Source organism: Amycolatopsis vastitatis (assembly GCF_002234595.1).
Lineage (GTDB): Bacteria > Actinomycetota > Actinomycetes > Mycobacteriales > Pseudonocardiaceae > Amycolatopsis > Amycolatopsis vastitatis.
Map to the genome: position 1 here is coordinate 68,794 of NZ_NMUL01000004.1, position 14,732 is coordinate 83,525.

At 71.0% G+C, this 14,732-nt stretch carries 14 protein-coding genes; 12 read left to right on the forward strand and 2 right to left on the reverse strand.

What is annotated here, in order from left to right; genetic code table 11:
• Positions 1 to 67: 67 nt before the first annotated feature.
• Positions 68 to 655 (forward strand): TetR/AcrR family transcriptional regulator, encoded by a 588-nt coding sequence (locus tag CF165_RS03085; protein WP_093945875.1) that lies wholly within the window; start codon positions 68 to 70, stop codon positions 653 to 655.
• Entirely contained in the window at positions 652 to 1,563 is a 912-nt protein-coding gene (locus tag CF165_RS03090; RefSeq protein ID WP_093945876.1) for an SDR family NAD(P)-dependent oxidoreductase, read from the forward strand. Before CF165_RS03085 ends, CF165_RS03090 begins: the two co-directional genes overlap by 4 nt.
• Before the next feature lies 1 nt (position 1,564).
• Here CF165_RS03090 and CF165_RS03095 read toward each other — a convergent pair whose 3' ends face one another.
• Positions 1,565 to 2,221, reverse strand: a complete 657-nt coding sequence (locus tag CF165_RS03095) for a response regulator (protein ID WP_093945877.1) — start codon at positions 2,219 to 2,221, stop codon at positions 1,565 to 1,567.
• The gene (locus CF165_RS03100) at positions 2,218 to 3,399 is read right to left on the reverse strand and encodes a sensor histidine kinase (protein ID WP_439098488.1); all 1,182 of its coding nucleotides are present in this window, start codon (positions 3,397 to 3,399) and stop codon (positions 2,218 to 2,220) included. The genes CF165_RS03095 and CF165_RS03100 overlap by 4 nt, the downstream gene beginning before the upstream one ends.
• Before the next feature lie 189 nt (positions 3,400 to 3,588).
• On the opposite strand from CF165_RS03100, the gene CF165_RS03105 reads away from it, so the two are divergent.
• The 10 genes from CF165_RS03105 (at position 3,589) to CF165_RS03150 (ending at position 14,730) form a co-directional block, all read left to right on the forward strand.
• Entirely contained in the window at positions 3,589 to 5,112 is a 1,524-nt protein-coding gene (locus CF165_RS03105; protein WP_205660754.1) for a dynamin family protein, read from the forward strand.
• Between the two features lie 59 nt (positions 5,113 to 5,171).
• Positions 5,172 to 5,819, forward strand: coding sequence for a hypothetical protein (locus CF165_RS03110; protein WP_093945880.1), 648 nt, complete (start codon positions 5,172 to 5,174; stop codon positions 5,817 to 5,819).
• A gap of 32 nt (positions 5,820 to 5,851) precedes the next feature.
• Positions 5,852 to 6,238 carry a nucleotide exchange factor GrpE gene (locus CF165_RS03115; RefSeq protein ID WP_167441334.1) on the forward strand — a complete coding sequence of 129 codons (387 nt, stop codon included), beginning with the start codon at positions 5,852 to 5,854 and terminating at the stop codon, positions 6,236 to 6,238.
• Positions 6,235 to 8,073, forward strand: a complete 1,839-nt coding sequence (locus CF165_RS03120; protein ID WP_093945882.1) for a dynamin family protein — start codon at positions 6,235 to 6,237, stop codon at positions 8,071 to 8,073. The genes CF165_RS03115 and CF165_RS03120 overlap by 4 nt, the downstream gene beginning before the upstream one ends.
• A 102-nt stretch (positions 8,074 to 8,175) precedes the next feature.
• A complete protein-coding gene (locus tag CF165_RS03125) occupies positions 8,176 to 8,877 on the forward strand; it encodes a hypothetical protein (RefSeq protein ID WP_093945883.1) in 702 nt (233 codons plus the stop codon).
• Between the two features lie 349 nt (positions 8,878 to 9,226).
• Positions 9,227 to 11,050, forward strand: a complete 1,824-nt coding sequence (locus CF165_RS03130) for a phosphoenolpyruvate carboxykinase (GTP) (protein WP_093945884.1) — start codon at positions 9,227 to 9,229, stop codon at positions 11,048 to 11,050.
• A gap of 60 nt (positions 11,051 to 11,110) precedes the next feature.
• Positions 11,111 to 11,953, forward strand: a complete 843-nt coding sequence (locus CF165_RS03135) for a TIGR03621 family F420-dependent LLM class oxidoreductase (protein ID WP_093945885.1) — start codon at positions 11,111 to 11,113, stop codon at positions 11,951 to 11,953.
• Positions 11,954 to 11,966: 13 nt separating this feature from the next.
• Positions 11,967 to 12,854 carry an LLM class F420-dependent oxidoreductase gene (locus CF165_RS03140; protein ID WP_093945886.1) on the forward strand — a complete coding sequence of 296 codons (888 nt, stop codon included), beginning with the start codon at positions 11,967 to 11,969 and terminating at the stop codon, positions 12,852 to 12,854.
• A complete protein-coding gene (locus CF165_RS03145) occupies positions 12,851 to 13,456 on the forward strand; it encodes an ABC transporter ATP-binding protein (RefSeq protein ID WP_093945887.1) in 606 nt (201 codons plus the stop codon). Before CF165_RS03140 ends, CF165_RS03145 begins: the two co-directional genes overlap by 4 nt.
• Positions 13,450 to 14,730, forward strand: coding sequence for a hypothetical protein (locus tag CF165_RS03150; protein WP_093945888.1), 1,281 nt, complete (start codon positions 13,450 to 13,452; stop codon positions 14,728 to 14,730). Before CF165_RS03145 ends, CF165_RS03150 begins: the two co-directional genes overlap by 7 nt.
• Positions 14,731 to 14,732 lie beyond the last annotated feature (2 nt).

Below are 14,732 nucleotides of genomic sequence, written 5' to 3' on the forward strand. Positions count from 1 at the left end.
GCGATCCGTGATGACCCTGAGTCGACCCTGATTCGACGTCATTAATGAACTGTGGTTCAATAACTGGGTGGCCCGGCCGAGGAGCATCACCGACGAACGGCTGCTGGGTGCGGCGGAAACCGTGATCGGCCGCTGCGGCCCCGGTTTCACGCTGGCGCAGGTGGCCTCGGAAGCGGGTGTCTCGGTCGGCACGGTGGCGCAGCGGTTCGGTTCGAAGAGCGGTCTGCTGCAGGCGATGAGCCGGCGGGCCACTCGGCGGGCGGTCGAGCAGATGCGGGAGTGCGCCGAGCGGGCGGACGACCCGGTCGACGGCCTGCGCGCCGCGGCGGTGTCGGTCTACGCGGTGCTCGGTGACGCCGAAGAGGCGGCGAACCACCTGGGCCAGTTCGGCGTGGACATCGGCGACCCGGTGCTGCGGGCGCTGCTGGGCGAGCACTTCACGGCGGTCGAGGAGGAACTGCGGCGGCTCGTGCGGGCCGCGGCGCCGTCGTTGCCGCACGCGCCGAGCGTGCCGCGGGCGGCCCGCGCGGTGCTCGCCGTGATCAACGGGGTGTCGATCGACTGGTCGATCCGGCCGCACGGGCGGCTGGCCGACCGGCTGGCGGAGGACGTCGACGCGGTGCTGGCCGCGTGGCGGGGACGGGAGGACGCATGAGTTTGAAGGGCAAGGTCGCGGTGGTCACCGGTGCGACCCGGGGCTGCGGGCGGGCGATCGCGGTGGAGCTGGGCCGCGCGGGCGCGACGGTGTACGTCACCGGCCGCACGACGCGCGAGACGGTGTCGCCGATGAAGCGCCCGGAGACGATCGAAGAGACGGGCGAGCTGGTCGAGGCGGCGGGCGGCAAGGCTGTCGTCGTCCGCTGCGACTTCACCTCGGTGTCCGATGTGGACACTCTGAAGGCGCGCGTCGAGTCCGAAGTGGACGGAATCGACATCCTGGTCGACGACGTCTGGGGCGGCGACATGTACTTCCACTTCGACGCGCCCTTCTGGGAGACGCCGCTGGAAGACGCGCTCACCCTGACGCACAACGCGCTCGACACGCACCTCATCGCGCTGCACAAGCTCCTGCCGCTCGTGGTCGCCCGTCGCGGGCTCGTCCTGGAGGTCACTGACGGCGACAACGACGACTACGTCGGCGCGGGCCTCCCCTATTACCTGGCGAAGTGCGGTATCCGCGCGCTCGGCCGTGCCCTCGGCGTCGAGCTGAAGAAGAACGACTGCGTCGGCCTCGCCGTCACGCCGGGGTTCCTGCGCTCGGAGTCGATGCTGGACCACTTCGAGGTCACCGAGGACAACTGGCGCGACGCGGTCGGCAAGCTCGCCCCGGTCGACTTCAAGATCTCCGAGACGCCGTACCTGCTGGCCCGCGGCGTCGCGGCGCTGGCGCAGGACCCGGAGGTCGCGCGCTTCGCCGGGCGGACGCTGGCGTCGTGGACGCTGATGAAGGAGTACGGCTACACCGACGTCGACGGCGACCGCCCGGACTTCGGCCGCTGGCTCACCGAAGTCCGGAACGCGGGCAAGGACCCGGCGACGACCCCGCCGGACGGCTTCCGCTGATTCAGGAGATGCCGGGGCGGGCGAGACCGGTTTCGTAGGCCAGCACCACGGCCTGCACCCGGTCTCGCAGCTCCAGCTTCGCCAGGATCCGCCCGACGTGCGTCTTCACCGTCGCTTCGGACAGGAACAGCGCCTCCGCGATCTCCAGGTTCGACATGCCCTTGGCGATCAGCACGAGCACCTCGCGCTCGCGATCGGTGAGCACGTCCAGCTCGGCGGTGTCCCGCATCGGTGAGCCGCCGGTGCCGACGAACCGGTCGAGGAGCCGCCGGGTGACCGACGGCGACACGACCGCGTCGCCCGAGGCGACCGCGCGCAGCGCCGACACCAGGTGGTCGGGCTGGGTGTCCTTGAGCAGGAACCCGCTGGCCCCGCCCTGCAGCGCCGCGTAGACGTACTCGTCGAGGTCGAACGTCGTCATCACGAGCACGCGCGCGGTGCCGTCGGCGACGATCCGCTTGGTCGCCTCCACGCCGTCGAGCACCGGCATCCGGACGTCCATCAGCACGACGTCGGGGCGCAGCTCCCCGGCCAGCTTGATCGCCTGCGCACCGTCGCCCGCTTCGCCGACGACATCGATGTCGGCTTGGGCGCCCAGCACCATCCGGAAGCCGACGCGCATCAGTTCCTGGTCGTCGACGACCACCACACGGATCACTTGTCCAACCTAACCGGCAGGGCCGCGCGGACCTGCCATCCACCACCGGGAGCCGGGCCCACGTCGAGGGTCCCGCCGTACACGTGCGCGCGTTCGCGCATGCCGATCAGGCCGTTCCCGCCCGGCACCGAGAGCCGCGGGTCACGCCGTCCGCCGGCCGGGGTCAGCTGCGGGACGCGGCCGGCGCCGTCGTCGGACACCAGCACCTCCACCAGGTCGCCGGTGCGGTGCACCCGCACCGCCGCGGTCGCGCCGCGCCCGGCGTGCTTGAGCGTGTTGGTCAGCGACTCCTGCACGATCCGGTACACGCCGAGGGAGACACCGGCGGGCAGTTCGCCGAGGTCGCCGATCTCCAGCTCCACCGGCACCCCGGCCGTGCGCATCCGGTCGGCCAGCTCGGCGAGGGCGTGCGCGTCCGGCTGCGGGACGCGGGGCTCGCCGTCGGCGTCGTCGCTGCGGAGCACGTCCAGCAGTCGCCGGAGTTCGCCGAGCGCGCCCCGGCCGGTCTCGGAAATCGTTTGCAGGGCCCGCTGAGCGAGTTCGGGGTTGCTCTGCATCGCGTACGACGCGCCGTCGGCCTGCACGACCATGACGCTCACCGCGTGCGCGACGACGTCGTGCAGCTCGCGCGCGATCCGCCCGCGCTCCTCGGCCACGGCGATCCGCGTGGCCTGGTCCCGTTCGGTTTCGAGCAGGTGCAACCTGGCCTCCACTTCCACGTCGTAGGCGCGCCGGGCCCCGACGAACTCGCCGAGCGTCCAGCACAGGGCGATGCCGAACGCGAGGAACAGCGCCGAGATGACGACCTCGTTCGCCGGGCCCAGCGCCAGCTGCACGGCGGACCCGATGGCGACGGCACCGACGTACACCAGCCCCTGCCGCCGCCCGGCGTAGACGACGACCGAGTAGATGCTCATCGCCAGGCCGGCGACGCTGGAGATGCCGAGCTGGAGCGTCCCGTGCACGACGCTGATCACCAGCACGACGTACGCCGACCACAGCGGCGACTTCCGCCGGAACACCAGCGGCACCACCATCACGATGTCCAAGGGCACGGCGATGTACCAGGGCGGCATTTCGGCGATTTCGTCGAAGCCGTCGGCGGTGAACAGCAGGAGGTCGATCAGGCCGAGCAGGACGGCCAGCACCGTGTCGCCCGCCATGGGGTGGGCACGCATCCAGAGGCTCAGCCGTCGCACCACACAACACTAGGTCGCGCCGCGAATCCCGCGCGTCGGTCGGCGGTACCACCTTCGGTGCGACCTGGGGATGAGCCGCATGGCACGATTCAGGGGTTGTCCGTACGACGGGGAGGGCTGGGGGCCGTGACGTCACCGGAGCAGGGCCGGCTCGCGGGTCCGCTGTCGATGTCGGTGGCCAACCTGTGTCACCGCCTGCAGCCGCAGGTCTCCGCGCGCACCGCCGCCGGTTTCGCGGAGGTGCTGCGCCGGCTCGGCGCGCCGCTGCAGGTGGCCGTCGCCGGCCGGATCAAGTCGGGCAAGTCCACCCTGGTCAACGCGCTGATCGGACGCCGGGTCGCGCCGACCGACATCGGCGAGTGCACCCGGCTGGTGACCCGGTTCCAGTACGGCACGGTCGACCGCGTCGAGATCGTCTTCACCGACGGCCGCAAGCAGGTGCTCCCCTTCGCCTCCGACGGCATGATCCCCGCCGAGCTGGGTGTCGACATCGAAAAGGTGTCGCACATCGAGGCGTACCTGACCAACGCCGTCCTCCAGGGCATGACGGTGATCGACACCCCGGGCCTCGGCTCGCTCGACGCCGCGTCGGTGTCCCGCACGGAGCAGCTGCTGGGCGCGGCGAAACACCGCAAAGAAGAGGACGACGAAGAGGGCTCGGACGAGCTCGACGACACCTCGCGCAACGCCGTCGCCGGCGCCGAAGCCGTCCTGTACGTCGTCACGCAGGGCGTCCGCGCAGACGACCAGCAGGCCCTCGCCGCCTTCACCGCGGCCACGGCGAGCCGCGAGGCGGGCCCGGTCAACGCGATCGCCGTGCTGAACAAGGCCGACACCATCGCGCCCGAGTCCGTCGAAGGCTCCGGCGGTGACGTCTGGAAAGCCGCGACCCTGCTCGCCGAGAAGCAGGCCTCGACGTTGAAGCCGCGCGTCGCCGACGTGCTGCCGGTGATCGGGCTGATCGCCGAGTCCGCCGAGTCCGGCGGGTTCACCTCCGCCGACGCCGAGGCCCTGCGGCAGCTCGCCGAGCTCGACGACGACGTCCTGCAGATGATGCTCATGTCGGCCGACATGTTCACGAGCTGGGAGTGCGACGTCCCGGCGGGCACGCGGCTGCGGCTGCTGGAGAAGCTCGACCTGTTCGGCATTTCCCACGCCGTCGAGGTCGTCCGCAAGGAGCCGGAGATCACCGCGGGCGCGCTGCGGCGTTCGCTGCTCGACGCGTCCGGCCTGGAAGCGGTCCGGCAGCGGTTGGCGGTGGTGTTCGCCGCCCGCGCTGACGGCATCAAGGCGGCCGCCGCCCTCGCCTCCGTCACCGCGCTCGCGCACGCCTCGGCCGACCCGGGCGAGCGCCAGCGCGTCCACGACGCCATCGAGGTCCTGCTCGCCAAGCCCGAGGCCCACCAGCTGCGGCTGCTCGAAGCACTGACGCTGGTCGCCTCCGGCGCGGTCGACATGCCGGAGGACCTCACCGAAGAGGTCCTGCGGGTGGGCAGCAACGCCGACATCGGCGCCCAGCTCGGCAAGCCCGGCGCCCCGCGTCAGGAGCTGGCCGCGCACGCGCTCGAACGCGCGGGCTGGTGGCGGTCCTTCGCGTCCTTCGGCGCGACGCCGGCGCAGAGCCGCGTCGCGCACGTCGTCCACCGGGCGTACTTCCTGCTCTGGCAACAGGTCCGCGACCCGCAGGGCTGAGGTTGTCGTTCCGTGCCGACTTTCCCTGGTCGCCGCGTCTTCCCGCGTACTGTGGAAACGTGCAACGGGAATACACGACATCCTGGCGAGCGGGTTGGGGCAGCGAGACCGAGGTCGACGTCGCGCTGTACATCCGTGACGCGCTGGCCCTGTCCGTTTCCGAGGGTCAGGTGCTGCCGCCGGTCGAGCCGCAGGTCCCGGTGCACATCCCGCCCGCCGTCGACCGCGCGGCCGTCCAGGAGCAGTGGGCCGACTGGTGGGTCGATCTGCTGGCCTTCCTCCGCAACCGCGAGGACCCGGACCCGCGCAGCCCGCGCACCCGCTACGGCAGGCCGGCGCTCGCCCAGGACTCGGCGATGCGGAACGCGATCGACTTCTTCGGGCCCGCGGCGGCCCGCCACTTCGCCAACGCCCGCGGGCCCGCCCTGCGCGGCGCGGGCGAGCCGTCGAGCGGCACCCCGTGGGCGCCCGGTTTCTACCGGCGCCAGATCGTGGCCGGCGAGCGGCTCAGGCAGCTGGTCCGCGAGGCCGAGGTCCGGCAGGGCCGCCACGCCTACCCGTTCCGCCTGAACATCATCGAGATCTCGGTCGCCGGCTCGATCTGGCTGCGCACGGCCGAGGACCAGCTGCTCGTCTCGTCCCGGCTCGCCGAGGACGGCCCCGGCCTGGAAGCGGTCCTCCGCAAGGTGATCGACCAGCTGGTCTGACCCTGACCGCCCGAATCCGCCAGACTGTGCTCATGGGCTGGTTTCGCAAGGACGGAACCGACGGCGGATCCGGCGCGTCGGACACCGATGTGCACCCCTTGCAGCAGGTCACCGACCTTGAGCGTGCTCTAGCGGACCGACAAGCGCTGATCCAGATGTGCCTCTACGCGCTGGACCGCGCCCGCAGCGGCGGCGTCGTCGAACGCCTGGAAGAGGGGCTCGCCGCGATCGGCGTTCAGGCCCTGCGGCCCGACGGCGAGCGGTTCGACCCGGCTCAGCACGAAGCGGGCGGCGCCGTTCCGACCGACGACCCGGCGCTAGACGGCATCGTCGCGGAAACCGAGGTCACCGGCTTCGCCGACCACGACCGGCTGCTGCGTGCCCCCATAGTCACCGTCTACGCGAAGAAGAACCCGTGAGCGCACCGACCGCGCCGAGCCTGCCCGTGCAGGTCGCCGCGACGCGAGACCAGCTGCTGACCCTCGTCCGCGACGCCGATCCGGACGCCGCCAGGTGGGTCGAAGACATCCGGAAGGCGCGGCCGAAGAAGCCGGCCGTCGTGGTCGTCGGCGAGACGAACCGCGGGAAGAGTTCGCTGGTCAACGCGCTGCTCGCACGGCCAGGGCTGTCCCCGGTGGACGCCGACGTCGCCACCGCCACCTACCTCGTGTTCGACCACGCCGACGCGTGGGGCGCGCAGGCCTGCTACCCCGGCCAGCTCGCCCCGGTGCCGATCGACCTGGGCCAGCTGATCCACTGGGTGTCCGCCGCGCACGAGCTGCCACCTGGCCAGATCCCGCCGCGGTACGTCGAGGTCACCGGTCCGGTGCCGCTGCTGGAACGGCTTTCGCTGGTGGACACGCCGGGTGTCGGCGGGCTCGACTCGATGCACGGCGAGCTCGCCAAGGAAGCCGCCGCGGGGGCGACCGCGCTGCTGTTCGTCGTCGACGCCTCGGCACCGTTCACCTCGACCGAGCTGCAGTTCCTGCGTGACGTCGGCGAGCGCGTCGAGACCGTCGTCTTCGCGCTGACCAAGGTCGACATGTTCCGCGGCTGGCGCGAGGTCATGGAGGCCGACCGGCAGCTGCTGCGCGAGCACGCGCCACGCTTCGCCGACGCGGTGTTCCACCCCGTGTCGGCGCGGATGTTCGAGACGGCGGCGAAGGCGCCCAACGAGCAGATGGCCGCGATGCTGCGGGAGAAGTCCGGCATCGCGGCGGTGCAGACCGCGCTGCAGGAGCTGCTCGTGGGCCGGTCTGCCATGCTCGGCGAGGCGAACACCCTGCGTGCGCTATCCAGCGCGCTGGGTGAGCTGAAGGCGAAGCTGCAAGCCGAGAGCCGCGCGCTGTCGGCGGGCGAGGCCGAGGCCGAGCAGCTGCGCGAACGCCGTGACCAGCTGCAGGCCGAACGCCGGACGTCGACCCGCGGCTGGCAGCTGAAGCTGCGCGGCGAGGTGCAGCGCACCCGCGTCGAGGTCGGGCACGAGAGCAGCAGGCAGATGCGGGACGCGCAGACCCACTTCCGCCAGCTGATCGACGCGGCCAAGCGCGACGAGCTGGCCGCGCTGCCGCAGCAGGTCGACATCGCGCTGCAGACGACGTCGCAGCGGATTTCGATGCTGCTTTCCCAGCGCCTGAACCAGGTCACCAACGTCTCGCTGTCGGAGCTGTTCTCGCCCGAAGAGCTGGACGTCATCCGCGCTCAGTTCGCCAGGGCGGGCGGCCCGCCGGTGGTGCTGCGGCCGCCGGACAAGAAGCCGCCGACGGCCGAGGACAAGCTGCTCGTCTTCATGGGCATCTCGGGCGGTGTCGGGGCGGGCAAGGTGGCCGCGTTGCCACTGGCCGGCGTCGCGATCCTGAACCCGGTCGTGCTGCCGGCGACGATCATCATCGGTCTCGGCGCCGGCTGGTGGATGGCCCGCACGCGCAAGCACGCGGCCGACAAGCAGCACATGAAGCAGTGGCTGGTCGAGGCCATCGCGGACGCCCGTTCGACGCTCGACCAGCTCGTCGCCGAGCAGCTCATCGAGGCCGAGCAGCAGCTGTCGATGGCCCTCGACGAAGCACTGGGCCGTCGCATCGACGCGATCGAGGGCGAGCTGAAGGAAGTCGACAAGACGATCAAGATGGGGGCGCAGGAACGCGCGAAGAAGATCGCGATCGTGTCGAAGCGGCTCAAGGACGTCAGCGACGGCCGCGAGCGCGCCGAAGCCTTCCTGACCCGGATCCGGGCACTGCGGGACAAGACGGCCTGACCGCGCGCCCGGTTGTGGAGCGGAACCGAACGGGCCTACGGTGAGTCATACCCTCCGACAGCAGGTCAGAGACTGTTACCCGGTTCAAAGGGGGAAGTTCCCATGTGGGTCGACGAGAGTGGCGGCAGCGACACCGACGCCTCCAGCCCGGACGCGATGACCGTCCACGTCGACGGCCAGGAGTACCAGGCCGAGGTGAACTACGACGTGAACGACGACGGCGTCAACGACACCGCGATCATCGAACACGACGACGGGACGTCCCAGGCCTTCATCGACACGAACCACGACGGTGAGGCCGACCAGTACGCCGTGCTGGACGACACCGGGAAGGTCGTCGACCAGGCCGTCTACGACGAGGCCAGCGGGCAGTGGGTGGAATCGCACGGCGGGGGCCACGACGACTCGGGCACGGCGGGCCGGGACGCCGGCTCCGGCGGCCACATCCACGCGGACATGCCGGACGGCGACGTGGACGCGGGGGCGGCGACCATCGACACCGACCACGACGGGCACAACGACACCGCCATCGTCGAGACGAAGAGCGGCGGCACCATCGCCTTCACCGACAAGGACGGCGACGGCGAAGCGGACATCGCGGTGCAGACCGAAGCCGACGGCACGACCACGACGTTCGAGCACGCCGGCCCCGGCCAGTGGACCGAAGTCTCCAATGGACTGATGGACTCGGGGACCGACAGCGACCCGGCCGCCGACGCCGCCTGGGGCGAGGCCGGCACGCAGGTCCTGGAAGGTGTCGCCCGCATCGACTCCGGCACCGGGCAGTGGATTTCGCCGAACTGAAGTGACCCAGGTCATAGTTTGAAAGCCCGAGGCCGCGGCCTCGGGCTTTCTTCATGTCTTCAATGAAAACGAGCAGGTCACGGCTGTGTCCCAAGCCACCGGAAGATTTTCAGCGAATACACCGATCAAGTGACGTCTGAATCGATTCCCTTATCGTTCTTGTGAGAGAACCTACACGTCAGCTCTCGGTTACTTGCCGGTCATGCGGCTACTCTCAAGGAATCCCAAATCGCGCACACCGGTTCGCCAGCCGGTGCGCGAAGCCATTCGGTCGCCGGCAAAGACGCCCGCACCGGGACAGCGTCGTTCCGGTGTGGGCTTCTTTTGTCGTCGGAAGTCAGGAGTAGAGATGACCGCAGTCGCCATCCCCGGACTGGACACCGCGCCGACGACGCACAGTGGCGTGCTGTCCTTCGTCCGGGAGGTCGCCGAGCTGACCACCCCGGACCGCGTGGTGTGGGTCGACGGGTCCGACGAAGAAGCCGCCCGGATCAACCAGGAGCTGGTCGAGGCCGGCACGTTCGTGCAGCTCAAGTCGAAGCCGAACTCCTTCTGGGCCACTTCCGACCCGAACGACGTCGCCCGCGTCGAGGACCGCACCTTCATCTGTTCGGAGCGTCCCGAGGACGCCGGCCCGACCAACAACTGGATGGACCCGGCCGAGATGAAGGCCACCATGACCGAGCTCTTCCGCGGCTCGATGCGTGGCCGGACGATGTACGTCATCCCGTTCTGCATGGGCCCGCTCGGCGACGAGAATCCCAAGCTGGGTATCGAAATCACCGATTTCGCGTACGTCGTCGCTTCGATGCGCGTGATGACCCGCGCCGGCAAGGCGGCACTCGAGAAGTTCGTCGCGCCCGACGGATCCGAGCGTGAATTCGTGCCCGCGCTGCACTCCGTGGGCAAGCCGCTCGAGCCGGGCGAGAAGGACGTTTCCTGGCCCTGCAACGAAACGAAGTACATTTCGCACTTCCCCGAGGAACGCGCGATCTGGAGCTACGGCTCGGGCTACGGCGGCAACTCCTTGCTGGGCAAGAAGTGCTACTCGCTGCGCATCGCGTCGGTGATGGCCCGCGACGAGGGCTGGCTGGCCGAGCACATGCTGATCCTCAAGCTGATCTCGCCCGAGGACAAGGTCCACTACGTCGCGGCCGCGTTCCCGAGCGCCTGCGGCAAGACCAACCTCGCCATGCTGCAGCCGACCATCCCGGGCTGGCGCGCCGAGACCCTGGGCGACGACATCGCCTGGATGCGCTTCGGCGAGGACGGCCGCCTGTACGCGGTCAACCCCGAATTCGGCTTCTTCGGCGTCGCGCCGGGCACCGACTGGCACACCAACCCCAACGCGATGCGCACGATCGAGAAGGGCAACACGGTCTTCACGAACGTCGCCCTGACCGACGACGGCGACATCTGGTGGGAGGGCATGGAGAACAAGCCCGCCCACGCGACGTCGTGGAAGCACCAGGACTGGACACCGGACTCCGACGAGAAGGCCGCGCACCCTAACTCGCGCTACTGCACGCCGATGTCGCAGTGCCCGATCCTCGCGCCGGAGTGGGACGACCCCAAGGGCGTGCCGATCTCGGCCATCCTGTTCGGCGGCCGCCGCAAGACGACCGTGCCGCTGGTGAACGAGGCCCGCGACTGGCAGCACGGCGTGTTCATGGGCGCCACCATGTCGTCGGAAACCACCGCCGCGGCCGCCGGCGCGGTCGGCAACGTGCGCCGCGACCCGATGGCGATGCTGCCGTTCCTCGGCTACCACGCCGGTGACTACTTCAAGCACTGGCTGAACCTCGGCAAGAACGCCGACGCGAACAAGCTGCCGAAGATCTTCTACGTCAACTGGTTCCGCCGCGGCGACGACGGCCGCTTCCTGTGGCCGGGCTTCGGCGAGAACTCGCGCATCCTCAAGTGGGTCGTCGAGCGCGTCGAGGGTCGCGGCAACGCCGTCGAGACGCCGGTCGGGTTCGTGCCGCGCGCCGAGGACCTCGACACCGAGGGCCTCACCGAGCCGATCGAGGACATCCAGGCCGCCCTCGACGTCAAGCCCGAGGAGTGGCGCGAAGAACTGCCGCTGATCGAGGAGTGGTTCGACAAGATCGGCGACCGGGTCCCGACGTCGCTGCGTGACGAGCTCGACGCGCTGGCCCAGCGTCTGGCCTAGCTTTCCCGGCAGAAGGGGACGTCCCGCGGGACGTCCCCTTCTGCCTGTAGTTTCGCGATCATGAGACCGTTCCGCTTCGGGGTGGCGTTGTACGTGCCCGGCTCACGGGCCGAGTGGGTGGCGAAATGCCGCACGGCCGAGGACCTCGGCTACGACGTCGTCGGGGTGGTCGACCACCTCGGGCGGGTCGCGCCGGTGCCCGCGCTGCTCCTCGCCGCCGAGGCCACCGAACGGATCCGGCTGAACACCTACGTTCTCAACGCGAGCTTCCACAACCCGGTGCTCCTGACCCGCGACCTCGCCGCGCTCGACGAGTTCACCGGCGGCCGGCTGGAGATCGGGATCGGCGCCGGGTACGCCCGCGCGGAGTTCGAAGCCGCCGGGATCGACTGGGGCACGCCCGGCCGCCGGTTCACGCGGCTCGTCGACGCGGTCACCGAAATCGAGCGCGCGTTCACCGGCCGCCCGCGGCCGCCGCTGCTGCTCGGCGGCCGCGGTGACCGGGTGCTGACCTTCGCCGCCGCGCACGCCGACACCATCGCCCTCACCGGCACGGCGCCCGGCGCGCCCGAGGGGCGGCTGGCCCTCGCCGATTCCGCCGCGCTGGCCGAGCGCGCCGGCTTCCTCAAGCGGGTGCTCGACGGCCGGGACGCCGAACTCAACCTGATGGTCCACTTCGTCCGGATCACCGATGACCGGCGGGCGGCCCTGGAGACGGCACACCAGCTCGTGCCGCATCTCGGCGTCGAGGAGCTCGGCGAGTTGGCGACGGTCCTCGCCGGCTCGGCGGAAGCGGTGGCCGAGCAACTGCTGCGCGCCCGCGAGACCCTCGGCGTCAGCTACTTCACGGTGCTCGAAGACGACCTGACCAGGCTCGCCCCGGTGATCGAGAAGCTCCGCTGAGTACCTTGTCGGTATGACTGGGGAGAAACCGTTCCGCTTCGGGATCAACATGGTCGTGCCGGGCTCGCGTGCCGAGTGGGTCGAGAAGTGCCGCAAGGTCGAGGGCCTGGGCTACGACGTCCTTTCCGCGGCCGACCACCTCGGCATGGCGCCGCCGTTTCCCGCCCTCGTGCTCGCCGGCGAGGTCACTTCGCGCGTCAAGCTGAACACCTTCGTGCTCAACGCGCCCTTCTACAACCCGGTGCTGCTGGCCCGGGACGTCACGGGCACCGACCAGTTCACCGACGGACGCTTGGAGCTGGGGCTCGGCGCCGGGTACGTCAAGGAGGAGTTCGAGGCCGCCGGGATGCCGTTCCCGTCCGCCCGCGAGCGCGTCGACCACCTCGAGCGGACGATCACCGAGCTCAAGCGGCGGTACGCCGATCCCGAGCACAAGCCCGCGCCCGTCCGCTCCGAAGGACCGCCGCTGCTGCTCGGTGGCCGCGGCGACCGCATGCTGGGCCTGGCGGCCGAGCACGCCGACATCATCGGGTTCATGGGCACGACGAAGACTCCGGACGGGGCGCCCCTCGTCGCGGCCGCACCCGAGGAGGTCGACGAGCGCGTGGCGTTCGTCCGGGCGAAGCTCGGCGACCGCGAGGCGCGAGTGGAGTTCAACCTGCTCTGCCAGTTCGTGAAGGTCACGAACGACCGCGCGGGCGGCCTGGCCGAACTCGAGCAGCGCTTCGGCGATCAAGCGCCCGCCGAAGCGATCGGCGAGCTGCCGGTCGCCCTGGTCGGCACGGCGGCGCAGATCGCCGACCAGCTCCGCGCCCACCGGGAGCGCTTCGGGTTCAGCTACTTCACCATCCTCGAACCGTTCCTCGACGAGTTCGCGCCGGTCCTCGAGCACCTCCGATGATCGACGCGAAGGCGCTCGGCGTCCGGGCCGGCGAGCAGTGGCTGTTCGACGACCTGGACTTCTCCGTCGACCCCGGCGAGTGCGCGGCGATCGTCGGGCCGAACGGAACCGGCAAGTCGACTTTGCTGCGGTGCTTCTACGGCATGCAGAAGCCGCAGCGGGGCCGCGTGCTCGTGGACGGCGAGGTGCCGGACGAGGGGGACGTCGAATTCCGGCGCAAGGTGTCGGTGCTGTTCGACGACTCCGACTTCTTCGCCGAGCTGACGCCGGTGCAGCACCTGGAACTCCTGGCCGGCTCGTTCGGCGCCGACCTCGGCGACCACGAGGAGCTGCTGCGCGACGCGGGCCTCGGCGAACGCATGCGGGTGACATCGGGGCACTTCTCCGCGGGCCAGCGCCGACGGCTGCTCCTGCTCGGCGTCACCGCGCGACCGCACCGGCTGCTGCTGCTCGACGAGCCGGAGCGCGCGCTGGACACCGCGGGCAAGGAGTGGCTGGTCGAGGTGATCGCCCGGTCGACGGCGGCCGGCGCGGCGGTCGTGGTGGCCACCCACCACCCGCCGCTGCTGGAGGCCGCGGACAGCGTGCTCGAGCTGTGGTGACGCTGGCACCACGCCGGATGCGGATCCCCGGACGGAAGCGGTTCGGCGGGATCTTCAGCGGCGACCTGGCGGGGTTCGTCTTCCTGTTCGGTTTCGGGTTCCTGTTCACGGCGTTCTTCCACGTCGACGGCTGGCGCCGGGCCCTGTACGGCTCGTCGCGGGTCGACTTCCCGGCCGTGCTCGGGCTGCTCACGCTCTGCTGCGCGGTCGGCTGGCGCGGCCTGCTGCGCCGCGGCTTCGTCTGGGTCGAACCGGCGGAGCTGACCTGGCTCGACTTCGCCCCGGTCGACCGCGGCCGCGTCGTCACGCTGCGGCTGCTCGGCGCCTGGACCGGCGTGGTCGCGGTGACCGCTTACCTGGCGGCGCTGCTGCTCGCCGCCGGCGGCGCGGGGCTCGACCAGTGGCGCGCGGCGTTCGCGCTCGTCGCCGCGACCGGTGTCGTGGCTTTCGTCTCGGCGAGGAGGACGGCGCTCTGGTTCGACGCGCTCGGCTCGCTGCTGCTCGCCGTGCTCGGGCTGGCGATCGCCGCGTTCGGCCTCGGGCCGGTGACCGTCCAGTTCGTCGCGGCCGGCGTGCTGGCCGCGGCGCTGCCGCTGGCGTTCGGCGGCGAGCCGGTCGTGCGCGCGGGCCGGGCGACGCTGCTCGCCGGGTGGGACGGCCGGGTGCTGCGCTCGGTCGCCGTCACCTTCCTCGACCCGATGATGCTGCTCCCGCCGTCCGCGCCGGCCGGGCGGTTTTCGCTGCGCCGTCCGACGCCGCTGCGGCTGGCCTGGGCGGGCACGCTCGGCCGGTCGCGGTACGCGGGTGCGGCGGTCTTGGTCGGCTTCGCGGTCGTCGTCGCGCACATCGCGATGCCGACGGTGCCGGGTGCGGTCCTGGTCGGCGTCGGCGCGTACGTAGCGCTGACGCCGTTCGGCGCCGGGCTCGGCGAGCTGTGGCGCAACCCGGGCCGTCGCCGGTGGCTGGGGACGGCGAACCGCGGCCTGGTCCTGACCCACGGCGTGGTGCTGGCCGGCGTCGGATCGCTCTGGGCGGCGCTGCTCGCCGTGGTCACCCTCGCGGGTGGGACGTCGTTCCCCGCGACGGCGTGGCTCGCCGTGCCGCTCGCGGTGCTTTCGATCCTGCGCACGGTGACCCGGACCGGCGTCGACTACGCGAATCCGGGGTTCACCGACACCCCGATGGGCCCGATGCCCGCCAACCTCGTCCGCCAGCTCTTCCGCGGTCTCGACCTGCTGGCCGTCGGCATCGTGCTGCTCGCCGCCGCCATTTGACC